General features: G+C 62.3%; 17 protein-coding genes. 8 read left to right on the plus strand and 9 right to left on the minus strand.

Going from position 1 to position 22,568, the window contains the following annotated elements; translation table 11 throughout:
* Positions 1–12 precede the first annotated feature (12 nt).
* The 6 genes from BT199_RS03625 (at position 13) to BT199_RS03650 (ending at position 10,326) form a co-directional block, all read left to right on the plus strand.
* Positions 13–1,740: an autotransporter assembly complex protein TamA gene (locus BT199_RS03625; protein WP_032904934.1), complete on the plus strand. Its 1,728-nt coding sequence runs from the start codon at positions 13–15 to the stop codon at positions 1,738–1,740.
* Positions 1,740–5,426 (plus strand): translocation/assembly module TamB domain-containing protein, encoded by a 3,687-nt coding sequence (locus BT199_RS03630; RefSeq protein ID WP_083535063.1) that lies wholly within the window; start codon positions 1,740–1,742, stop codon positions 5,424–5,426. Before BT199_RS03625 ends, BT199_RS03630 begins: the two co-directional genes overlap by 1 nt.
* Before the next feature lie 237 nt (positions 5,427–5,663).
* Positions 5,664–6,137: a MarR family winged helix-turn-helix transcriptional regulator gene (locus BT199_RS03635; RefSeq protein ID WP_032896609.1), complete on the plus strand. Its 474-nt coding sequence runs from the start codon at positions 5,664–5,666 to the stop codon at positions 6,135–6,137.
* On the plus strand, positions 6,134–7,582 hold the full coding sequence (locus tag BT199_RS03640; RefSeq protein WP_072433905.1) for an efflux transporter outer membrane subunit: 1,449 nt from the start codon (positions 6,134–6,136) through the stop codon (positions 7,580–7,582). Before BT199_RS03635 ends, BT199_RS03640 begins: the two co-directional genes overlap by 4 nt.
* Before the next feature lie 15 nt (positions 7,583–7,597).
* Positions 7,598–8,797 carry an HlyD/EmrA/EmrK family protein gene (locus tag BT199_RS03645; protein ID WP_034127907.1) on the plus strand — a complete coding sequence of 400 codons (1,200 nt, stop codon included), beginning with the start codon at positions 7,598–7,600 and terminating at the stop codon, positions 8,795–8,797.
* Positions 8,797–10,326 (plus strand): DHA2 family efflux MFS transporter permease subunit, encoded by a 1,530-nt coding sequence (locus BT199_RS03650; RefSeq protein WP_003192178.1) that lies wholly within the window; start codon positions 8,797–8,799, stop codon positions 10,324–10,326. Before BT199_RS03645 ends, BT199_RS03650 begins: the two co-directional genes overlap by 1 nt.
* Before the next feature lie 50 nt (positions 10,327–10,376).
* Here the strand turns inward: BT199_RS03650 and lpxH are convergent, their stop codons facing one another.
* Together lpxH and BT199_RS03660 are read right to left on the minus strand one after the other, a co-directional pair.
* On the minus strand, positions 10,377–11,126 hold the full coding sequence (gene lpxH, locus BT199_RS03655) for a UDP-2,3-diacylglucosamine diphosphatase (protein ID WP_072433906.1): 750 nt from the start codon (positions 11,124–11,126) through the stop codon (positions 10,377–10,379).
* A complete protein-coding gene (locus BT199_RS03660) occupies positions 11,123–11,629 on the minus strand; it encodes a peptidylprolyl isomerase (protein WP_014718940.1) in 507 nt (168 codons plus the stop codon). Before BT199_RS03660 ends, lpxH begins: the two co-directional genes overlap by 4 nt.
* Positions 11,630–11,866: 237 nt before the next feature.
* Here BT199_RS03660 and BT199_RS03665 point away from each other — a divergent pair, with 237 nt between their 5' ends.
* Both BT199_RS03665 and cysS read left to right on the plus strand, forming a co-directional pair.
* Complete coding sequence (locus tag BT199_RS03665) at positions 11,867–13,567, plus strand: glutamine--tRNA ligase/YqeY domain fusion protein (RefSeq protein ID WP_014718939.1); 1,701 nt, start codon at positions 11,867–11,869, stop codon at positions 13,565–13,567.
* Between the two features lie 15 nt (positions 13,568–13,582).
* Positions 13,583–14,965 carry a cysteine--tRNA ligase gene (gene cysS / locus BT199_RS03670; RefSeq protein ID WP_032902823.1) on the plus strand — a complete coding sequence of 461 codons (1,383 nt, stop codon included), beginning with the start codon at positions 13,583–13,585 and terminating at the stop codon, positions 14,963–14,965.
* Between the two features lie 201 nt (positions 14,966–15,166).
* On the opposite strand, the gene BT199_RS03675 is transcribed toward cysS, so the two are convergent.
* The 7 genes from BT199_RS03675 to BT199_RS03705 form a co-directional block, all read right to left on the minus strand.
* Positions 15,167–15,505, minus strand: coding sequence for a Na+/H+ antiporter subunit G (locus tag BT199_RS03675; protein ID WP_072433907.1), 339 nt, complete (start codon positions 15,503–15,505; stop codon positions 15,167–15,169).
* Positions 15,502–15,780: a K+/H+ antiporter subunit F gene (locus tag BT199_RS03680; protein WP_003192168.1), complete on the minus strand. Its 279-nt coding sequence runs from the start codon at positions 15,778–15,780 to the stop codon at positions 15,502–15,504. The genes BT199_RS03675 and BT199_RS03680 overlap by 4 nt, the downstream gene beginning before the upstream one ends.
* Positions 15,777–16,265 carry a Na+/H+ antiporter subunit E gene (locus BT199_RS03685; protein WP_072433908.1) on the minus strand — a complete coding sequence of 163 codons (489 nt, stop codon included), beginning with the start codon at positions 16,263–16,265 and terminating at the stop codon, positions 15,777–15,779. The genes BT199_RS03680 and BT199_RS03685 overlap by 4 nt, the downstream gene beginning before the upstream one ends.
* Positions 16,262–17,944, minus strand: coding sequence for a monovalent cation/H+ antiporter subunit D (locus BT199_RS03690; RefSeq protein ID WP_072433909.1), 1,683 nt, complete (start codon positions 17,942–17,944; stop codon positions 16,262–16,264). The genes BT199_RS03685 and BT199_RS03690 overlap by 4 nt, the downstream gene beginning before the upstream one ends.
* Positions 17,941–18,285 carry a Na+/H+ antiporter subunit C gene (locus tag BT199_RS03695; RefSeq protein ID WP_003192163.1) on the minus strand — a complete coding sequence of 115 codons (345 nt, stop codon included), beginning with the start codon at positions 18,283–18,285 and terminating at the stop codon, positions 17,941–17,943. Before BT199_RS03695 ends, BT199_RS03690 begins: the two co-directional genes overlap by 4 nt.
* Positions 18,285–21,206, minus strand: coding sequence for a monovalent cation/H+ antiporter subunit A (locus BT199_RS03700; RefSeq protein WP_072433911.1), 2,922 nt, complete (start codon positions 21,204–21,206; stop codon positions 18,285–18,287). Before BT199_RS03700 ends, BT199_RS03695 begins: the two co-directional genes overlap by 1 nt.
* 347 nt (positions 21,207–21,553) lie before the next feature.
* Positions 21,554–22,483, minus strand: coding sequence for a DMT family transporter (locus BT199_RS03705; RefSeq protein ID WP_072433912.1), 930 nt, complete (start codon positions 22,481–22,483; stop codon positions 21,554–21,556).
* Positions 22,484–22,568 lie beyond the last annotated feature (85 nt).

A 22,568-nucleotide genomic window follows, 5' to 3' on the forward strand; every position in this document is an offset into this window, starting at 1 on the left:
GCATCCGCGCCTATGAAGTTTCCAGGAAGATTTACCAGCGGCTTGATTCTGCTGTTCACAAGCTGCGGCGCATTGGCGCAAAGCGAACTGGACGTGCGGATCAAACCCTCAAACGACGCGCTGAAAGCCAACATCGAAGGCTATATCGGCGGTGTGGGCGATCGTGATGAAGAAGCCTTGATGCGGTTCAGCCGTGGCGCCGAGGAGCAGGCGCGCAAAGCCGCGCAGGCCTTGGGCTACTATCAGCCACAGATTGCCAGCGAGGTGAAGGGCGGCAAGAACCCGCGTCTGACCCTCACCATCGACCCCGGCGAACCGGTGCATTTGCGCGACGTCACCCTAAGGGTCGATGGCCAGGCCGCGAGCCTCAAGGCCTTTCGCGTGCCCGCCAGCGACGACCTCAAATCCGGCGCCGTGCTCAACCACGGCCATTACGAAGACGCCAAGCGCCTGATCCAGAACCAGGCCTCGCGCTACGGTTTTTTCAGCGGGCGCTTCACCAGCCAGAAACTTGCCGTAGACCCTCAAGCGGGCGTGGCCGACATCGAACTCATTTACGACAGCGGCCCGCGCTACAGCATGGGCAAGGTCAGCTTTACGGGCGACACGCCCTTTGATGAAGAGCTGTTGCAGCGCATGGTGCCGTTCAAACCCGGCACGCCCTATGACTCCGAACTGGTCGCCGAACTCAATCAGAACCTGCAAGCCAGCGGCTTCTTTGAAGGCGTGCGCGTCGACGCCAGCCCCACCGCCGCCACCGATGACGTGATCCCGGTGGCGGTGCAACTGGACACCCGCAAGCCGCGCACCATGGGCCTGGGCCTGGGTTACTCCACCGACGTCGGCCCACGGGGCAAAGCCAACTGGACGCGCCATTGGGTCAACCCCCAGGGCCACAGTTATGGCTGGGAAGCCGAACTGTCGGCGCCGCGGCAGAACGTCGGGCTGTGGTACGACATCCCGCTCGACCCGCCGCTCACCGACAAACTGCGCTTTGCCGGCGGCTACCAGAATGAAGAGATCGCCAACACCGACACCTTGAGCAAGTTGCTCACCATCGGCCCCGAATGGCACAGCAAGTTGCCCAGTGGCTGGACGCGTGTGATCTCCCTCAAGTACCAACGCGAGGAATACCGCCTGGGCAATGACTCGGGCCTGAGTAACCTGCTGATGCCTGGCGTGAGCTATTCCTACCTGCGCAGTGACAACCGCATCGACCCGCACCATGGCTACCGCCTGATGTTCGACACCAAGGTCGCCAAAGAGGGGCTGGGGTCTGACACCAACCTGCTTTACGGCACGGCCACCGTCAAAGGCCTGACCACCTTGTGGGACAACCACCGCTTTCTGGGGCGTGCACAATTTGGCGGCAGTGCCACCAACGGCTACAAATCCGTGCCGCCGTCGTTGCGCTTCTTTGCCGGTGGTGACCAGAGCGTGCGCGGTTACGAGTACCAGACCCTGTCGCCAGAGAACGATCGCGGCGATCGCATCGGTGGTCGCTACATGGTGGCCCTGAGTGCCGAGTATCAATACTCCATCACCGACAAATGGCGTATCGCGACTTTTATCGACCAAGGCAACTCGTTCAACAACCTCGACCTGCCGAGCCTGAAAACCGGCGTGGGCGTCGGCGTGCGCTGGGTCTCCCCGGTGGGGCCGATTCGCCTCGACCTGGCCCATGCCCTCGAAGATCCGGGCGGCGTTCGCTTGCACTTTTCCATGGGGCCTGAGCTGTGATGCGTGGTTTGAAAATAGCGGGGCTGGCGTTGGTTGCCATCCTCGTCTTGCTGTTGTTGGCGCTGTGGTCAGTGCTTGGCACCCAGGCGGGCAGTCGCTGGGCCTTGGGCCAGGTGCCAGGTTTGAGCGTGGAAAATTTCCAGGGGCGCCTGGGCGGGCAGTGGAGCGCCGACCATCTGCTGTGGCAGCAGGATGGCAGCCGCGTCGAGTTGAATGCGCCAAAGTTTGACTGGTCGCCCGGCTGCCTGCTTCGCATGACCCTTTGCATCGACCAATTGGATGTGGAACAGGTCAGCCTGGAATTTGCGCCCAGTACCGACGAAAGCAGCAGCGGTCCGATCCAATTGCCTGAGCTCAAGCTGCCGGTTGCGATCCAGTTGGGCGATGTGCGCATCGGTCGCCTGCTGTTCAACGGCAGCGAAGAACTCAAGGGCCTGCAACTGGCGGCGCATTGGACTGGCGCCGGTATGCAGATCGACTCGGTACATTTACAACGCGACGACCTGGTGCTGGACCTCGCCGGCCTGCTGCAACCCACCGGCGACTGGCCGCTGAACGCCACCGGCAACCTCAGCCTGCCCTACGCCCCAGGCGGTGTTCCCTGGAGCGTTGCGCTCAAGATCGATGGCGACCTGCTCAAGACCCTCAAGCTCGACGCCGACAGCAGCGGCTACCTGCCCGCCAAGCTCACTGGCGAGCTGCAACCCCTGGTGGAAAACCTGCCGGCGCAGGTGCACATCACCTCCGAGTCGTTCAAACCCAGTGCAGACCTGCCCGATACCCTGCAACTCAACCAACTGGACCTGAGCGCCAAAGGTGACCTGAGCAATGGCTACCAATTGCTGGGCAAAGCCGTGCTCCCGGCCGAAAAAGGCCCGGTGGATTTACTGCTCAAGGGAAAGGTTGACGCCAAGGGCGCGCAGATTGCCGGCCTGGACCTGACGGCGAGTGACAAGCAAAGCCTCAAGCTCAGTGCCAACCTGGACTGGCAGCAAGGCTTCAGCGCGGACGCCAAGATCGACTGGCTGGATTTTCCCTGGCACCGCCTCTATCCGGTCATCGACGAACCGCAAGTGGCCTTGCGCACCTTCAACGGTGAAATCTCCTATAAAGACGGCAACTACCTGGGCAATCTCAAGGCTGACCTCGACGGCCCGGCGGGCAAGTTCAATGTGGTCACCCCCTTCAGTGGCGACCTCAAGCAGGTCTTCCTGCCTGAGCTGAAACTGAGTGCCGGCCAAGGCAAGGCCGAAGGCCACCTGAACCTGCAATTTGCCGACGGCATTGCCTGGGACACCGCCCTGGATCTGTCGGCGCTGAACCCCGCCTACTGGGTCGCAGAGCTGCCCGGCACCCTGGCCGGGCCGCTGCGCAGCAAAGGCGAGTTCAAGAACGAACAGCTCAAGCTCAACGCAGACCTGGACCTCAAGGGCCGCCTGCGCGGGCAAACCGCCGTGCTCGCCGCCAAGGCCGAAGGCGCCGGCGAACAATGGACCCTCGCCAACCTGGACATCCGCCTGGGCGACAACCGCATCAACGGCAGCGGCAGCCTGCAACAGCGTCTGGCCGGGCAGATCGACATCAAGCTGGCGCGCCTGGCCCAGCTCTGGCCGCAACTGCGCGGGCAAGTCAACGGGCGTGTCGAGGTGGCCGGCACCTTGAAAGCCCCTCAAGGCAAGCTCGACCTCAAGGGCCAGCAACTGGCCTTTGCCGACAACCGCCTGCAAAGCCTCAACCTGGACGCCAACCTCGATAGCGCCCAACGCGCCAAGCTCGACCTCAAGGCCAGCGGCATTCAAAGCGGCGAGACGCAAGTTGGCAACCTCACCGCCAGCGCCCAGGGCGATATCAAGAGCCAGAAGGTCCAACTGGCCCTGACTGGCCCGCTGGTCAAGCTGGCCCTGGCATTGGATGGCAACCTCGACAAAGACAACTGGCGCGGGCGCCTGGCCAGCGGCGACGTGCAAGCCGGTGGCCAGGACTGGCGGCTGCAAGCCCCGGCGAAGATCGAACGCCTGGCCGATGGCAAGCTGACCTTTGGCGCGCACTGCTGGGTCTCCGGCGGCGCCAGCCTGTGTGGCGAAGACCAGCGCCTGATGTCCGAGCCGAAGTTGCGTTACCACCTCAAGCAATTCCCCCTCGACAGCCTCTCGGGGTTCTTGCCCAAAGACTTCGCCTGGCAGGGCAGGCTCAACGCCGATGTGCAACTGGACCTGCCCCAGAGCGGCCCAAAAGGTGTGGTCGCGGTGGACGCCAGTGGCGGCACCCTGCGCGTGCGCGACAAGGGCCAGTGGCTGGATTTCCCCTACGACACCCTGAAACTGGAAACCACTCTCAACCCCAAGCGCATCGACACCCAGCTGAATTTCCGTGGCGGCAAGCTCGGCGAGCTGTTGTTGCAGGCGCAGATCAACCCGTTGCCGAACAACAAGCCGATCACTGGCACGTTCAGCCTCACCGGCCTGGACCTCGCCGTCGCGCGGCCCTTTGTGCCGATGGTGGAAACGCTCAACGGCAAACTCAACGGCAATGGCCGTATCTCCGGCGGCTTGCTCGCGCCCCTGGTCAACGGCAACCTGAACCTTGTGGACGGCGAAGTCTCCGGGCCGGAACTGCCCATCAGCCTCGAGGGCCTGAACCTGCAGGCGCAAATCGCCGGCGAAAGCGTGCAGCTCAACGGCGGCTGGCACAGCGGCAAAGCCGGGCAGGGCAGCCTCAAGGGGCAGATCGACTGGGGCCGTGCCCTGGTGGTTGACCTCAGCCTCAAAGGCTCGCAACTGCCGGTCACCGTGGAGCCCTACGCCAAGCTGGAAGTGGCCCCCGACCTGAAGATCAGCCTCAAGGACGACAAACTGGCGATTGCCGGCAAAGTCCACATCCCCCGTGGCGATATCACCGTACGCGAACTGCCGCCTTCGACGGTCAAGGTCTCCGACGACACCGTGATCATCGGCAGCCAGACCGAAGAGGGCAAACCGCCGATGGCCATGGCCATGGATATCGACGTGGAGGTAGGCGAAGACCAGCTCAACTTCGCCGGCTTCGGCCTCACCGCCAAGGTCCAGGGCCATGTGCACATCGGCGACAACATGGACACCCGCGGCGAGCTGTGGCTCAACGACGGCCGCTACCGCGCCTACGGCCAGCGCCTCAACGTGCGCCGTGCACGCCTGCTGTTTGCCGGGCCGCTGGACCAACCCTTCCTCGACATCGAAGCCGTGCGCGTGGTGGTCGAACCGTCCCGCACCGTGACCGCCGGTGTACGCCTGAGCGGCAGCGCCGAACAGCCCACCACGCAGATCTTCTCCGAGCCGACCATGGCCCAGGAAGATGCGTTGTCATACCTGGTGCTGGGCCGTTCGCGCACCAACACTGGCGAAGACAACAACATGCTCGCCGAAGCCGCCCTGGGCCTGGGTTTGATGGGCAGCGCGGGGGTGACCTCGGATATTGCCAACAAGCTGGGGATTCAGGACTTTGATCTGGACACCCAAGGCACTGGCAACAGTACGGCGGTGGTGGCCAGCGGCAAGATCAACGAGAAGCTCAGCCTGCGTTATGGGGTAGGGGTGTTCGAGCCGGCCAATACCATTGCCTTGCGCTATTTGCTGAGCAAGAAGGTGTACCTGGAAGTGGCGACGGGTGTCGCCAGCTCTCTGGATATCTTCTACAAGCGCGATTTCTGACCGGTATCCGGTAAAAATGTGGGCGGGGGCTTGCCCCCGATAGCGGTGGGTCAGCTACAAACAAGTTGACTGACATACTGTTATCGGGGGCAAGCACCCTCCCACATTTTGGTTTTCATTTCACTCCAGCCTTCGACCAACTACCAAGCAACCTAATTATTCCATTTGACATTCGCTGCCTAAGCAGTAACATCTCGTCACACATTCACTGCCTAGGCAGTAATAAGGTGACTTTCGATGCCTCACTTCACCCCTGACAACTTTCACAACTGCCACCTCGGCCTGTTGCTGGGCCGCGCCGCGATTCTCAAGGACCGCATCATCGACACCCATATGGAACCCCACGGCATCACCGCCGCGCAGTTCAAGGTGTTGATCATCATGGCCCAGTTCGGCGTCGATACCCCGGCCGAGCTGTGCCGCAACCTGTCCCTCGATAGCGGTTCGATGACGCGCATGCTCGACCGGCTGGAGCAAAAAGACCTGCTCAGCCGCAAGCGCTCCGAGCTGGACCGGCGCCAGGTGCAGTTGGTGTTGACCGCCGAGGGCCAGCGCCTGGCGGACATGCTCCCGAACATTGGCGCCAAGGCGCTCAACCAGCTGGCCGGTGTGCTTGAGCCGGGCGAGCTAGAAACCCTGGAGCGCATCCTGAAAAAAATGCTGATCGCTGCGGGTGACCCCATCACGATCCAGCGGGTAGGTCGATCATGAACACTCGCGCACTCAGCCTGGTGCTGGCGGCGACGTTGGCCGGTTGCGCCAATTACAGCGGCCTCGACACCCAGGGCCAGCGCCTCGACGCCAACACCCTGCACACCGGCAAGTCCCTGAGCGGGGTGACGCTGTCGAGCGCCGCCTGGCCGGCCGCTGACTGGTGGAAAAGCCTGGGCGACCCTCAGCTTGACGGCCTGATCCAGGAAGCCCTGCAAAACAGCCCCGACATGCAAGTGGCCGACGCCCGCGCCCACCAGGCCGAAGCGGCGGCCTATGCCGCCAACGCGGCGCGTATGCCGACCGTGGATGCCAGCGCCGGCGTGAGCCGTTCGCGCCTGGCCAAGGACCAGGACCCACGCGGGCAGGGCGATGCCTATTCGACGGTGCGTAACATCGGCGCCAGCTTCAATTACAACTTCGACCTGTGGGGCGGCCAGCGCGCCGCCTGGGAAGCGGCGTTGGGCGAGGCCCGTGCTGCCGAAGTCGACCAGCAGGCCGCGCGCCTGACACTGGCCGCGAACGTGGCCAAGGCCTACAGCGACCTGGGCCAGGCGCATATCGTGCGTGACCTGGCCGTCGATGACCTCAAGCGTACCCGCCAGATGCTCGACCTGAGCAAGCGCCGCCTGAGTTCCGGTATCGACAGCGAGTACCAGTTCCAGCAGACCGAGAGCCTGGAAGCCAGCTCTCAGTCGCAACTGATTGACGCGGAAAAACAACTGCAAAGCGCCAAGATCGCCCTCGCGGTATTGCTGGGTAAAGGCCCGGACCGCGGTGACGAGTTGGCTCGCCCAGCGGTGCTCAAACCCAGCGCCGTGGCCGTGCCGGCGGTGTTGCCTGCCGAGTTGCTTGGCCGTCGCCCGGACCTGGTCGCCGCACGTTGGCGGGTAGAGGCCGCGAGCAAGAACATCGATGCCAGCAAGACCCGCTTCTACCCCAACCTCAACCTGAGCGCGAGCGCCGGTGCCGAGTCGTTGCTGGGCGATGCGATGTTCGGTTCGGCCAGCCGCTTCTTCAATATCGCACCGACGATTTCGCTGCCGATTTTTGACGGCGGCCGCCTGCGCGCCGACCTCGATGCCCGCGACGCCGACTACGACCTAGCCGTGGCCCAGTACAACAAAACCCTGGTGCAAGCCTTGGGTGATATCGGCAACAGCCTGTCCCAACTGCGCGACACCGGGCGGCAGATCCAGGCCCAGCAACACGCGGCCGACATCGCGCAACAGTCCTACGACACCGGGGTGCAACGCTACAGCTCAGGCATCGGTAACTACCTGGATGTGCTCAGCATCGAGCAGCAATTGCTGCAGGCCCAGCGTCAGTTGGCCACCCTGAATGCGGCGCAGATCGACCTGTCGATTCAATTGATGCAGGCCCTGGGTGGCGGGTATCACGCCAACAGCGTGGCCGCGACCACCCCAGCTACACGCACGGAATAATTTGAGGTATTTGTCATGGCCACTGCCGACAGCAACAACGCAACCGAACAACCCAAAGACACCAACCCGCGCAAACGCAAAGTGATGCTGATCGGCCTGGCGCTGATCGTTATCCTCAGTGTGGTGGGCGTGTGGGCCTGGTATGAGTTCTACGGGCGCTTCAATGAGAGCACCGACGACGCCTATGTGAACGGCAACGTGGTGGAAATCACCCCGCTGGTCACCGGCACCGTGGTCAGCATCGGCGCCGACGATGGTGACCTGGTGCATGAAGGCCAGGTGCTGATCAATTTCGACCCCAACGACGCCGCAGTCGGCCTGCAAAGTGCTCAGGCCAATCTGGCCCGCACCGTACGCCAAGTGCGCGGTTTGTACAGCAACGTCGATGGCATGAAAGCCCAAGTCAATGCGCAGAAAGCCGATGTGCAAACCGCCCAGGACAACTACAACCGCCGTAAAACCCTGGCCCAGGGTGGCGCGATTTCCCAGGAAGAACTGTCCCACGCTCGCGACAGCCTGACCGCTGCCAAGAACGCCTTGACCAACCTTGAGCAACAACTCAAAACCACCAATGCCCTGGTGGATGACACGGTGATTTCGTCCCATCCCGATGTGCAAGCGGCCGCCGCGCAACTGCGCCAGGCGTACCTGACCAATGCCCGCAGCACCTTGATCGCGCCGGTCACCGGCTATGTGGCCAAGCGCACCGTGCAACTGGGCCAGCGCGTCCAGCCGGGCACGGCGCTGATGGCGGTGATCCCGCTGGACCAGCTGTGGATCGACGCCAACTTCAAGGAAACCCAACTGCGGGATATGCGCATCGGCCAGCCGGTGGATATCGAGTCGGACATCTACGGCAGCGACGTCAAGTACAGCGGCACCGTCGACAGCCTCGGCGCCGGCACCGGCAGCGCGTTCGCCTTGTTGCCTGCACAGAACGCCACCGGCAACTGGATCAAGATCGTGCAGCGGGTACCGGTGCGCATCCACATCAATGCTGAAGAGCTGGCCAAGCATCCGCTGCGCGTGGGCTTGAGCACCGTGGTGAATGTAGACCTGCACGACCAGAGCGGCCCGGTGCTGGCGCAACAGGCGCCGCAAAAAGCCTCGTTCACCACCAACGTGTATGACCGCCAATTGGCCGAAGCCGATGCCATGATCAACCAGTTGATCCATGACAACAGCGTCGCCGCTCCCAAGGCTGCGCAACGCTGATGAGCAATAACGCCTCGTTCACGCCACCCAGCCTGTTGATGGCCACTATTGGCCTGTCGCTGGCGACCTTTATGCAGGTGCTCGACACCACCATCGCCAACGTGGCGTTGCCGACCATCTCCGGCAACCTGGGGGTGAGTTCGGAGCAGGGCACCTGGGTGATCACCTCGTTTGCGGTGAGCAACGCCATCGCCTTGCCGCTCACCGGTTGGTTGAGCCGGCGCTTTGGCGAGGTGAAGCTGTTTTTGTGGGCGACCCTGCTGTTTGTGCTGGCGTCGTTCCTGTGCGGTATCTCCACCTCGATGCCCGAGCTGATCGGCTTTCGGGTGCTGCAAGGCTTGGTCGCCGGGCCGTTGTACCCGATGACGCAGACGCTGTTGATTGCGGTCTACCCGCCGGCCAAGCGCGGCATGGCCCTGGCGTTATTGGCGATGGTCACGGTGGTCGCGCCGATTGCCGGGCCCATCCTCGGCGGCTGGATCACCGACAGCTACAGTTGGCCGTGGATCTTTTTCATCAACGTGCCCATCGGTATCTTCGCGGTGATGGTGGTGCGTGCGCAGCTAAAAAAGCGCCCGGTGGTCACCAGCTACCAGCCGATGGATTACGTCGGGTTGTTGAGTCTGATCGTCGGGGTGGGGGCCTTGCAGATCATCCTCGACAAGGGCAATGACCTGGACTGGTTCGAGTCCAACTTCATTATCATCGGTGCGGCCATTTCGGTGATCGCCCTGGCGGTGTTCGTGATCTGGGAGATGACCGACAAGCACCCGGTGGTCAACCTGCGGCTGTTCGCGCACCGTAACTTCCGGATCGGCACCATTGTGCTGATCCTCGGTTATGCGGGCTTTTTCGGCATCAACCTGATCCTGCCGCAGTGGCTGCAAACCCAGATGGGCTACACCGCCACCTGGGCCGGGCTGGCGGTGGCGCCGATCGGCATTTTGCCGGTGCTGATGTCGCCGTTCGTGGGCAAGTACGCGCACAAGTTCGACCTGCGCCTGCTGGCGGGCCTGGCGTTCCTGGCGATTGGCTTGAGCTGCTTCATGCGCGCCGGTTTCACCAACGAAGTGGACTTCACCCATATCGCCATGGTGCAGCTGTTCATGGGCATCGGCGTGGCGCTGTTCTTCATGCCGACCTTGAGCATTCTGATGTCCGACCTGCCGCCGCACCAGATTGCCGACGGCGCGGGGCTGGCGACCTTCCTGCGTACATTAGGCGGCAGTTTCGCGGCGTCGCTGACCACCTGGATCTGGATCCGCCGGGCCGACCAGCACCATGCCTACATGAGCGAGAACATGACCGTCTACGACTCGACCACCCGCGATGCGTTGCAGGCGCTGGGTGGGGCAGGGCAGAAGGCCTATACCCAACTGGACCAGATTCTCACCAGCCAGGCGTACATGATGTCCACCGTGGATTACTTCACGTTGCTAGGGTGGATGTTCATGGGCTTGATGTTGCTGGTGTGGCTGGCCAAGCCGCCGTTTACGGCGAAGGCCGGGCCTGCGGCTTCGGGGCACTGATCATAAGGTCAGCGCGGTTCCCACAGGTTGAACGGTGTTGTGGCAGAGGTTCAGGCGCCAGGCAACGCCAACTGCGGGTTGACGAAGTCAAACGCCGCCAGCTGAAAGCCTTGCTCATCCACCTGCAACGCCCAGCCTTGCTTGTCCCAGTCCCCCAGCACAATGCGCTTGGCCGCCTGGTCGCCGATCTGCAACTTATGGATGGCGGGGCGGTGGGTATGGCCGTGGACCAGGGTGCGCACGCCGAACTGCTGCATCACCCGTGGCACTTCTTCAGGGGTGACATCGACAATGTCGTTGGCCTTCATGCGCACTTGAGCGCTGCTCTCACTGCGCAACTTGCGCGCCAGTTTGTGGCGGGTGCCCAAGGGCAGGTGGCGCAGGATAAACAGTACAACCGGGTTACGCAGGATGCGCCGCAGCTTCATATAGCCGAGGTCGCGGGTGCAGAGGCTGTCGCCGTGCATCAACAGCACTGGCTCGCCATACAACTGCACGACCGTCGAGTCCTTGAGCAAGGTAGCGCCTGCCGCTTTGCAGAACGCCTTGCCGATCAGGAAATCACGGTTGCCGTGCATGATGAAAATCGGGGTGCCGCTGTCGCTCAGCTCACGCAGAGCCGCGCAGATGGAACGCTGGAAGGGGGTCATGCCATCGTCGCCAATCCAGGCTTCGAAGAAGTCCCCCAGAATGTACAACGCCTGGGCGCCACGGGCGCGGCCGTGGAGCAGATCCAGAAACGCCCGGGTAATGTCCGGGCGTTCCTCTTCCAGATGCAAGTCTGAAATCAGCAATATCACGCTTCGATGATCTCGGCTTTCTCGACGATCACGTCTTCGGCTGGAACGTCCTGGTGACCGGCCTTGGAGGTGGTCGATACGCCTTTGATCTTGTCGACAACGTCAGTGCCTTGGGTGACTTTACCGAACACCGCGTAGCCCCAACCCTGCACGTTCTTGCCGCTGTGGTTCAGGAAGGCGTTGTCGGCGACGTTGATGAAGAACTGCGCGGAGGCCGAATGCGGCTCCATGGTACGGGCCATGGCGACGGTGTACTTGTCGTTGGAAAGGCCGTTGTCCGCTTCGTTCTGGATGCTTGGACGCTTGTCTTTCTTCTCTTTCATGCCAGGCTCGAAACCGCCGCCCTGGATCATGAAGTTGCCGATAACACGGTGGAAAACGGTGTTTTCGTAGTGGCCGGCTTTCACGTATTCAATGAAGTTGGCGACGGTGATCGGCGCTTTCTCGGCGTTCAGCTCGATGACGATGTCACCGTGGTTGGTGGTCAGTTTGACTTGAGTCATGTTCACTACTCTTTTCAGGGAATTCGTGGGTGTGGGCGCCTGGGCACCTTACCTGTCTGGCTAAACGACGGCCAAGGCGCGCAGTTTAGCGTGCCCTGCGGGAATTTCGAGGTGGTTTTTTACCGCCCGGGCAATTAATTGGCCGCGCTCTGTATGTGTCTTGACTGCTTCGGCTATTATGAGCCCTTTGTTTTATCTGGCCCCACCTGGCCATGCACCTGTCTGTTCAAGGATCCTATGAGCAAGCCCACTGTCGACCCTACCTCGAATACCAAGGCCGGACCTGCCGTCCCGGTCAATTTCCTGCGCCCGATCATCCAGGCGGACCTGGATTCGGGCAAGCACACGCAGATCGTCACCCGTTTCCCGCCAGAGCCCAACGGCTACCTGCACATCGGCCACGCCAAGTCGATCTGTGTGAACTTCGGCCTGGCCCAGGAGTTCGGTGGCGTCACGCACCTGCGTTTCGACGACACCAACCCGGCCAAGGAAGACCAGGAATACATCGACGCCATCGAAAGCGACATCAAGTGGCTGGGCTTCGAATGGTCCGGTGAAGTGCGCTATGCCTCCAAGTATTTCGACCAGTTGTTCGACTGGGCCGTCGAGCTGATCAAGGCCGGCAAGGCTTATGTGGACGACCTGACCCCGGAGCAGGCCAAGGAATACCGTGGCACGCTGACCGAGCCGGGCAAGAACAGCCCGTTCCGCGACCGTTCGGTAGAAGAGAACCTGGACTGGTTCAACCGTATGCGCGCCGGCGAATTCCCGGACGGCGCCCGCGTGCTGCGCGCCAAGATCGACATGGCCTCGCCGAACATGAACCTGCGTGACCCGATCATGTACCGCATCCGCCATGCCCATCACCACCAGACCGGTGACAAGTGGTGCATCTACCCGAACTACGACTTCACCCACGGTCAGTCGGACGCCATCGAAGGCATCACCCACTCCATCTGCACCCTGGAGTTCGAAAGCCATCGCCCGCTGTACGAATGGTTCCTGGACAGTCTGCCGGTTCCGGCGCACCCGCGTCAGTACGAGTTCAGCCGCCTGAACCTGAACTACACCATCACCAGCAAGCGCAAGCTCAAGCAACTGGTGGATGAAAAACACGTGCATGGCTGGGACGACCCGCGCATGTCCACACTGTCGGGCTTCCGTCGCCGTGGCTACACCCCGGCGTCGATCCGCAACTTCTGCGACATGGTCGGCACCAACCGCTCCGACGGCGTGGTCGATTTCGGCATGCTCGAATTCAGCATCCGTCAGGACCTGGATGCCAATGCACCGCGCGCCATGTGCGTGCTGCGTCCGTTGAAAGTCGTGATCACCAACTACCCGGAAGGCCAGGTCGAGAACCTCGAACTGCCGCGCCACCCGCAGAAAGAAGAGCTGGGCGTGCGCAAATTGCCATTCGCCCGCGAAATCTACATCGACCGTGACGACTTCATGGAAGAGCCGCCCAAGGGCTACAAGCGCCTGGAGCCGAATGGCGAAGTGCGCCTGCGCGGCAGCTACGTGATCCGTGCGGACGAAGCGATCAAGGACGCCGATGGCAACATCGTTGAACTGCGTTGCTCGTACGATCCGGACACCCTGGGCAAGAACCCTGAAGGCCGCAAGGTCAAGGGTGTGGTCCACTGGGTACCGGCCGCTGCCAGCATCGAGTGCGAAGTGCGCCTGTACGATCGTCTGTTCCGCTCGCCGAACCCTGAGAAGGCGGAAGACAGCGCGAGTTTCCTCGACAACATCAACCCTGACTCCCTGCAAGTACTCACTGGTTGTCGTGCCGAGCCATCGCTTGGCGACGCACAGCCGGAAGACCGTTTCCAGTTCGAGCGCGAAGGCTACTTCTGCGCAGATATCAAGGACTCGAAACCAGGCACTCCGGTATTCAACCGTACCGTGACCTTGCGAGATTCGTGGGGCCAGTGATTTAAGGGAAACATCGTGCTAACGATCTACAACACGCTCAGCAAGACCAAAGAAGTCTTCAAGCCGCTGGATGGCAACAAGGTGCGCATGTACGTGTGCGGCATGACCGTGTACGACTACTGCCACATCGGCCACGGCCGCAGCATGGTTGCCTTCGACCTGGTGACCCGCTGGTTGCGTTTCAGTGGCTATGACTTGACGTACGTGCGCAACATCACCGACATCGACGACAAGATCATCAACCGTGCCAACGAAAACGGCGAGTCGTTCGATGCGCTGACCGAGCGCATGATCGCCGCCATGCACGAGGACGAGGCGCGCCTCAACATCCTCAAGCCGGACATGGAACCGCGTGCCACGGACCACATCCCTGGCATGCACGCGATGATCCAGACCTTGATCGACAAGGGCTACGCCTACGCCCCAGGCAACGGCGACGTGTACTACCGCGTCGCCAAGTTCATGGGCTACGGCAAGCTGTCGCGCAAGAAGATCGAAGACCTGCGCATCGGCGCGCGGATCGAAGTCGACGAAGCCAAGCAGGACCCGCTCGACTTCGTACTGTGGAAAGGTACCAAGCCGGGCGAGCCGAGCTGGGAGTCGCCGTGGGGCGCCGGGCGTCCGGGCTGGCACATCGAATGCTCGGTGATGTCCACCTGCTGCCTGGGCGAGACCTTCGACATTCATGGCGGCGGCAGCGACCTTGAGTTCCCGCACCACGAAAACGAAATCGCCCAGAGCGAAGCCGCCACCGGCAAGACCTACGCCAACGCCTGGATGCACTGCGGCATGATCCGCATCAATGGCGAGAAGATGTCCAAGTCCTTGAACAACTTCTTCACCATCCGCGACGTGCTGGAAAAGTACCACCCGGAAGTGGTGCGTTACCTGCTGGTGTCGAGCCACTACCGCAGCGCCATCAACTACTCCGAAGACAACCTCAAGGACGCCAAGGGCGCTTTGGAGCGTTTCTATCACGCGTTGAAAGGCCTGCCCGCGGTGGCACCTGCAGGCGGCGAAGCCTTCGTGGCACGTTTCACCGAAGTGATGAACGACGACTTCGGCACCCCGGAAGCCTGCGCCGTGCTGTTCGAGATGGTGCGCGAGATCAACCGCTTGCGCGAGACCGATATCGACGCAGCGGCGGGCCTGGCGGCGCGCCTGAAAGAACTGGCCAGCGTGCTGGGCGTGTTGCAGATGGAAGCCGATGACTTCCTGCAAGCGGGTGCCGAAGGGCGTGTGGATGCCGCTGAGGTAGATGCACTGATCCAGGCGCGTCTGGCGGCTCGCACCAATAAAGACTGGGCGGAATCCGACCGTATCCGCGACCAACTGACCGCGATGGGTGTGGTGTTGGAAGACGGCAAGGGTGGGACGACGTGGCGGTTGGCTGACTGACCGTTGAAAGCTGCACGCTGAATAAAAAAAACGCCCCGACTGGTTCGGGGCGTTTTTTTGCACTCTCGTTCCCACGCTCTGCGTGGGAATGCATACCGAGACGCTCCGCGTCGCCCGCTCGCCCGAGTGGGGCGGACGCGGAGCGTCCTGGGCGGCGTTACCACGCAGAGCGTGGGAACGATCTGCGCTCCTACAAAAACATCAGCGGCGGCTGCTGACTTCGGCGGGCACGTCATCGCCGGCCATGCGTTTGCGGAACAGCGCCGTTCGCGCCAGCAGCAGTGTGGTGACCGGCACGGTGATCGCGAGCAAAATCGGAATCAACCAGCCGTGCAACACCGGCCCGGATTTGAGCACTGAAAAGTAGATGATCGACGCCAACGCCACGCTCCACGCCCCTAGCGTCGAGGCGAGTGCCGGCGGGTGCATGCGCTGGAAAAATTCTTTCATCCGCAGCAAGCCAATCGCGCCGATCAAGGCAAACGCGCTGCTGAGCAGCAGCAACGCCGCCACGATAATTTCAACCCATAACGGCATCATTCAATCACCTCCCCACGCAGCAGGAATTTGGCCAGGGCGAACGAGCCGACGAAGCCGAACAGCGCGATCAATAGCGCTGCTTCAAAGTAAGTGTCGCTGGCATAGCGAATACCCAGGGTCAGCATCATCAGCATCGCCAGGATGTACAGGTAGTCCAGCGCCAGTACCCGGTCCTGGGCCGAGGGGCCTTTGAACAGGCGCACCAGGGTCAGCACCATGGCCAGGGAGAACAGGAACAGGCTGAACAGGATCGCATTGGCGAGCAGGGCGCTCATTCGAAGATCTCCATCAGGGGCCGTTCGTAGGCGTGCTTGAATTGCTGGATAAACGAGGCTTCGTCATCCAGGTCGAAAACGTGCAGCAGCAGGATGCTGCGGTCCAGGGCCAGTTCCGACCAGACGGTGCCGGGGGTCACGCTGGTGATCATCGCCAGCACCGCCAGGCCGTTGGCGTCGCGCAGGTCCAGGGGGATCTTGATAAAGCGCGAGCGCGGTGGTCGGGAGCCGCAAGTGAGTACGCCCCAGGCCACGTGCAGGTTGGAGATGATCACGTCAAGGCCGACCCGGAAAAACAGGCGGATGATCACCCCAGGGCGACGGATGCGGATCGGCAGCGGGCGCAGCGGCGCCATCATCAGCGGCGCAAGAAAGCCCAACAGTGCGCCCAGCAGCAGGTTGCCGTGGCTGATCGACAAGTTCAGCACCAGCCACAATACCCACAACGCCAATGACAGCCAGGGAGCCGGGAACAGACGTTTCATGGCTGCACCTCCAGGGCGGCGGCCTTGGCTTCAGGGCTGGGCACTGGCCGGGTCGCGAGCACTGCCATCACGTAGTGTTCCGGGTTGTTCAGGCTTTGGGCGGTGGCCTGGGTGTAGCGCATCAGCGCCTCGGCCTTGAAGGTCAGCGCGATGCTCAACCCCAGCAGCAGGAAGATCGGCACACACTCGTAGCGGCGCAGCAGCGGTGATGGGCGTTCTTCCGGGGTCCAGAAGCGCTGGATGCCGAGGCGGGCGAAAGCGATGAGCGAGGCCAGGCCAGAGAGAATCAGCAGCGCGACCAGGCCCCAGGCCGCCGGGCGGATGGACTCGTCCACGGCGTTGCCCAGGCCCAGTGGATTGATCAGCGCACTCAACAGGCTGAGCTTGCCGATAAACCCGGACAGCGGCGGCATGCCGATAATCAACAGCGCGCAGGCGATAAAGCTCAGGCCCAGGAAGGCCATGGTCCAAGGGATGACCTGGCCGATCACCGCTTTTTGCTCATCGTCCAGGTTCACACCCGGGCGCGGATGCAGCGATTCCATGGCTTTGGGCAGCGCATCAATCTCCTCATCCAGCGGCAGGTCGTTGGCCGAACGCGAACGCTCGATCAACTCCGCCAGCAAAAACAATGCACTCAGTGCCAGGGTTGAGCTGACCAGATAGAACAGCGCCCCCGCGGTCAGGCTCGGCTGGGCAAACCCTACCGCTGACAGCAGGATCCCGGCCGACACCAGGATACTCAGGCTGGCCATGCGCTCCAGGCGCTGCGCCGCCACCATCGCCAGTGCCGCGCAAATGATGGTCGCCATGCCGCCATACACCAGCCAATCCCCGCCAAACAGCGCCGAGGCGCCGGCCTGGCCGGAGAACAGCAGGGTCCACAGGCGCAGCACGGTGTACACGCCGACCTTGGTCATGATCGCGAACATTGCCGCCACCGGCGCGCTGGCCGAGGAATAGGCGGGCGCCAGCCAGAAGTTCAGCGGCCACATGCCGGCCTTGGCCAGGAACGCCGTAGCCAGGATCGCCGCACCGGCATGCAACAGGCCGCGATCCGCCTCCGGCACCAGCGGGATCTTCAACGCCAGGTCGGCAAAGTTCAGCGTGCCGGTGACGCCGTAGATCATCGCCGCGCCAATCAGGAACAGCGACGACGCCAGCAGGTTGATCGCAATGTAATGCAGCCCCGACGATACCCGCGCGCGGCCGGAACCGTGCAGCATCAGGCCGTAGGAGGCGGCCAGCAGCACTTCGAAGAACACGAACAGGTTGAACAGGTCGGCGGTGAGGAAGGCGCCATACAGCCCCATCAGTTGGATCTGGAACAGGGCATGGAAGCTAGTGCCCGCACGGTCCCAGCGGGCCATGGCGAACAGCAGCGCGCTGACGCCGATAACTCCGGTCAGCACCAGCATCATCGCCGAGAGTTGGTCCACCACCAACACGATGCCGAACGGCACCTGCCAGTTGCCCGGCAGGTACACGCCAATGGAGCCGGGGCCGCCTTGTTGCGTCCAGTACAAGAGCAGGACGGCCACGCCCAGGCCGACGATGCTGGAGCACAGATTGATCTGGGCTTTGAGCGGGCGGCGTTTCTCGCCCAGCATCAGCATCAGCCCGGCGGTGAGCAGCGGCAGCAGGATCGGCGCGACGATCAGTTGATTCATCCACGTCATTCCTTGGGCTCCCGGCCGTCTACATGGTCAGTGCCGGTGAGGCCCCGGGAGGCCAGCAGCACCACCAGGAACAACGCGGTCATGGCGAAGCTGATCACAATGGCCGTGAGCACCAGGGCCTGGGGCAGTGGGTCGGTGTAGTTGAGCAGGTCTTGGGGCACGCCGTCCTTGATGATCGGCTCCTTGCCGATAAACAGGCTGCCCATGCTGAAGATGAACAGGTTGACGCCGTAGGACAGCAGGCACAAACCCATGACCACCTGGAACGTCCGTGGCCGCAGGATCAACCAGACGCCGGAGGCCGCCAGGACCCCAATGGCTATTGCGATGACTTCTTCCATCAGGCGGCTCCTTCGGTTGCAGCAACCACTTTGGGCTGGTTGCTCGGTTTATGCGCGCGCACCGACTGGTGGCCGAGGGCGGTGAGCATCAACAGGGTCGAGCCCACGACCATGGCGTACACGCCGACGTCAAAGAACAGCGCACTGGCGATATGAATATCGCCCAGTAACGGCAGGCTGAAATGCCAGGTATGCGTAGTGAGGAACGGGTACCCGGCGAACAGCGCACCCAGCCCGGTCAAGGTGGCCGACAGCAGGCCGAAGCCCATCCAGCGCATGGGCCGCAGGCTCATCTGCGCCTCGACCCACTGGGTGCCGGCAACCATGTATTGCAGGATAAACGCCACCGACATCACCAGCCCGGCGACGAAACCACCACCCGGTTGGTTGTGGCCACGCATGAACAGGTAGAACGACACCACCAGCGCAATCGGCAGCAGCAGGCGCACCAGTACCGCCGGCACCATCATAAAGCCCAGGGCGGTGTCGCTGGCCTGGCGCGGGTTGACCAGGTCGGTCGCCACGTCCGGCGCCAGTTGGCGCTGTTGGGGCGGCAACTCCATGCTTTCCTTGGATGGGCGGAAGCGGCGCAGCAAGGCGTACACGGTCAAGGCCACGGCGCCCAGTACGGTGATTTCGCCCAGGGTGTCGAAGCCACGGAAGTCCACCAGCATCACGTTCACCACATTGCTGCCGCCGCCTTCGGGCAGGGCACGGCTTAAGTAGAACGAGGAAATATCGTTGGGCGTCTGGCGGGTCAGCATCGCGTAGGACAACAGCGCCATGCCGCCGCCGACTACGGTGGACAGCAGCAAGTCACGCAGGCGGCGGATACGCGCCTTGCGCAGCGAGCTGGGCAGGGGTGAGACCTCTTCGATCCGCCGTGGCAGCCAGCGCAGGCCAAGCAGGATCAACACGGTAGTGACCACTTCCACCACCAATTGGGTGAGGGCCAGGTCCGGCGCCGAGAACCACACGAAGGTGACGCAGGTCATCAGGCCGCACACGCTGACCATGGTCAGGGCCGCCAGCCGGTGGTACTTGGCTTGCCAGGCGGCGCCGAGGGCGCAGGCAATCGCCAGCAACCACAGGGTGACGAAGACGATGGACCCCGGGATTTTCGGGCGGTCGCCCCAGCTGAGGCCACTGTTGAGCATCGGGATCATCGCGCCGATCACTGCCAGTAGCACCAACAGGAACAACTGGGTTTGCAGGCGCTTGGTGCTGATGCGTTTCTCGATCCGGCGCACACCGCGCATCATCACCACCAGGCAGCGCTCGAAACCGCGCTTGCCGTTGAAGTAGCCGATCAGCGGCGGGTATTCGAAGCGGCCACGCTTGAGTTGTTTGCGCAGCATCAGGTACAGCACCACGCCGCCGGTCATCGCCACCAGGCTCATGATCATCGGCGCGTTCCAGCCGTGCCAGATCGCCAGGCTATATTCCGGCAACGTACCGCCCACCACCGGCAGGGCGGCAGCGGCGAGGATCGAGCCGACCATCTGGGCCGGGAAAATCCCCACCAGCAGGCAGGTGAACACCAACAGCTCGACCGGTGCACGCATCCAGCGCGGCGGCTCGTGGGGCGTGTGTGGCAAGTCGGTGGCGGGCGGGCCGAAGAACACATCCACGGTAAAACGCAGGGCATAGGCCACGCTGAATGTACCGGCAATGGTCGCGATCAGCGGCAGGGCGATTTCCACCCATTGGGTCGACGAGATAAACACGGTTTCGGCAAAGAACATCTCTTTGGACAGGAAGCCATTGAGCAACGGCACCCCGGCCATGGACGCACTGGCGACCATCGCCAGGGTCGCGGTAAACGGGATCAGGCGCACCAGCCCGCTGAGCTTGCGGATATCCCGCGTGCCGCTTTCGTGGTCGATGATGCCCGCGGCCATGAACAGCGAAGCCTTGAAGGTGGCGTGGTTGAGAATATGGAATACCGCGGCAACAGCGGCCAGCGGGCTGTTAAGGCCCAGCAGCAGGGTGATCAGCCCGAGATGGCTGATGGTGGAATAGGCCAGCAGGCCCTTGAGATCGTTTTGAAACATGGCGCAGTAAGCGCCGAGGAGGAGCGTGAGGGCGCCGGCACCGCCGACGATCCAGAACCATTCTTCGCTGCCGGACAGCGATGGCCACAGGCGGGCCAGTAGGAACACGCCGGCCTTCACCATCGTCGCCGAGTGCAGGTAGGCCGAAACCGGCGTCGGCGCCGCCATGGCGTGGGGCAGCCAGAAATGGAAGGGGAACTGCGCGCTTTTGCTCAAGGCGCCGATCAGCACCAGGGCGAGCATGACCGGGTACAGCGAATGCGCGCGAATCTGATCGCCCGCCGCCAGCACCTGGTCCAGGTCATAGCTGCCGACGATATGCCCCAGCAGCATCACCCCCGCCAACAGGCACAGCCCGCCGGCGCCGGTGACCATCAGCGCCATATACGCTCCGCGTCGCGCATCGGCACGGTGGTGCCAATAGCCGATCAGCAGGAACGAGAACAGGCTGGTCAGTTCCCAGAAGAATACGATCTGGATCAGGTTGCCGGAGATCACCAAACCCAGCATGGCGCCCATGAACGCCAGGAAAAACGCAAAGAAGCGCGGCACCGGGTCGTCCGGCGACATGTAGTAGCGCGCATACAGCGACACCAGCGTGCCGATGCCCAGCACCAGCATCGAGAACAGCCAGGCAAACCCATCCATGCGCAACACGAAGTTCAGCCCCAGGCTGGGCAACCACATGAATTCTTCGCGGATCACGCCACCGTGGGCGATCTGGGGGTAGAGCAGGGCGACTTGAATAGTACCGACCAGCGCCACAAGGCCGGCCAACAGGGATTCGGTGTTACGTGCGTTATGCGGCAGCAAGGCCGCCAGACAGCTGCCGATAAAAGGCAGAAGCAGTAGAACTATCAGGGACATAGGCTTCTAATCTGCGGGAGTTTGGGATGCATCATACGTGCCGCTTTCATGATCACCAAACGCCAAGATGTGGCAGGATCCTACAAGGTAGGCTGAAACCTCCCATTTGGCACTGTTTCAACCTCCCTCTGAACTGAAATGCCGACCCTCTGGGAGTCGGGCTTGCCCTCGCCTACTGTAGGAGCGAGCTTGCTCGCGAAAAACGTCAACGATAACGTGGGTTTGCTGAGTGAACGCGGCGCCTGTAAGTTTTTCGCGAGCAAGCTCGCTCCTACAAAAAGCCTTAACTGGCTGGTATTCGGGCTTGCCCGCGATGACGATAGACCTGGCACCCCAGCGTTCCCAGGTTAGCCCTGACGCTCCTGTTCCAAGGCATCTGCCAGCTCAACGGCCTTTTGCCCTTTGGTCTTCAACTCACTCACAATCACCGCCAGCACAATCAACACCGCACCCAGCATCGCGATTGGCGGGAACCGTTCCCCGGCGATCCGCCCCACAACGCCTGCCCACACCGGCTCACCGGCATAAATCAACGTCGCCCGCGTTGGCGAAACACTTTGCTGGGCCCAGTTCATTGCCACCTGGATCACCGCACTGGTCAAGCCCAGGCCTACGGCGCTGAACAGCAGCAACCACGAAAAGCCCGGTAACGCCTCGCCCATGGGCACCACCATCATGAACGACAGCACCGAAGCGGTGGCCAGTTGCACCACGGTCACCCGGCGAATATCCACCTGGCCGGCAAATGCGCTGATCAAGATGATCTCGGCCGCTATTGCCACTGCACCGATCAAAGTGGCGATTTCACCCGCACTGAAGTTCAGCGAGGCCCCTGCCGGGCCGGTCAACAGCATCAAGCCGGCAAATGCCAGCATGATGCCGATGCTGGGCATCAACCCGGGGCGACGGCCCAGGACCAGCCACTGCAACAGCGGCACGAACGGTACATAGAGCGCGGTAATGAACGCCGACTGGCTGCTCAGGATCGTCTGCAGGCCGATGGTCTGCAAACCGTAGCCGAACATGATCGCCACCCCGATAAACACTCCGGCCTTCAATTCGAACAGGGTCAGGTCGCGCAGGGTGCGCAAGGAAAAGAACCCCACCACAATCGTCGCGGCTGCGAAGCGCAGGCCGACAAAGAACATCGGCCCGCTGACCGCCATGGCGTGCTGCACCAGCAAAAAGGTGCCGCCCCAGATCATGGTGATCACCACCAGGATGCATTCGGCTTTACTGAAACGGTTGAAACGCGAAGGGGAGTTCGGGGCGGTCATGGCGGCTCGGTCTTGCAAGGGGAAAGCACGGACCGCACAATGCGCCGCACGCTGGGCAGTATACTGCGCACACCCACCTATTGAG

Origin of the sequence: Pseudomonas sp. NFR02 (genome assembly GCF_900119375.1) — a bacterium.
GTDB classification, from domain to species: domain Bacteria; phylum Pseudomonadota; class Gammaproteobacteria; order Pseudomonadales; family Pseudomonadaceae; genus Aquipseudomonas; species Aquipseudomonas paracarnis.

Excerpts from the sequence above, each read along its gene's own strand:
- BT199_RS03625 (WP_032904934.1), top strand. The coding sequence starts at position 13 with ATGAAGTTTCCAGGAAGATTTACCAGCGGCTTGATTCTGCTGTTCACA.
- BT199_RS03630 (WP_083535063.1), top strand. The coding sequence starts at position 1,740 with ATGCGTGGTTTGAAAATAGCGGGGCTGGCGTTGGTTGCCATCCTCGTC.
- BT199_RS03635 (WP_032896609.1), top strand. The coding sequence starts at position 5,664 with ATGCCTCACTTCACCCCTGACAACTTTCACAACTGCCACCTCGGCCTG.
- BT199_RS03640 (WP_072433905.1), top strand. The coding sequence starts at position 6,134 with ATGAACACTCGCGCACTCAGCCTGGTGCTGGCGGCGACGTTGGCCGGT.
- BT199_RS03645 (WP_034127907.1), top strand. The coding sequence starts at position 7,598 with ATGGCCACTGCCGACAGCAACAACGCAACCGAACAACCCAAAGACACC.
- BT199_RS03650 (WP_003192178.1), top strand. The coding sequence starts at position 8,797 with ATGAGCAATAACGCCTCGTTCACGCCACCCAGCCTGTTGATGGCCACT.
- BT199_RS03660 (WP_014718940.1), bottom strand. The coding sequence starts at position 11,629 with ATGACTCAAGTCAAACTGACCACCAACCACGGTGACATCGTCATCGAG.
- BT199_RS03665 (WP_014718939.1), top strand. The coding sequence starts at position 11,867 with ATGAGCAAGCCCACTGTCGACCCTACCTCGAATACCAAGGCCGGACCT.
- BT199_RS03675 (WP_072433907.1), bottom strand. The coding sequence starts at position 15,505 with ATGATGCCGTTATGGGTTGAAATTATCGTGGCGGCGTTGCTGCTGCTC.
- BT199_RS03680 (WP_003192168.1), bottom strand. The coding sequence starts at position 15,780 with ATGAGCGCCCTGCTCGCCAATGCGATCCTGTTCAGCCTGTTCCTGTTC.
- BT199_RS03685 (WP_072433908.1), bottom strand. The coding sequence starts at position 16,265 with ATGAAACGTCTGTTCCCGGCTCCCTGGCTGTCATTGGCGTTGTGGGTA.
- BT199_RS03690 (WP_072433909.1), bottom strand. The coding sequence starts at position 17,944 with ATGACGTGGATGAATCAACTGATCGTCGCGCCGATCCTGCTGCCGCTG.
- BT199_RS03695 (WP_003192163.1), bottom strand. The coding sequence starts at position 18,285 with ATGGAAGAAGTCATCGCAATAGCCATTGGGGTCCTGGCGGCCTCCGGC.
- BT199_RS03700 (WP_072433911.1), bottom strand. The coding sequence starts at position 21,206 with ATGTCCCTGATAGTTCTACTGCTTCTGCCTTTTATCGGCAGCTGTCTG.
- BT199_RS03705 (WP_072433912.1), bottom strand. The coding sequence starts at position 22,483 with ATGACCGCCCCGAACTCCCCTTCGCGTTTCAACCGTTTCAGTAAAGCC.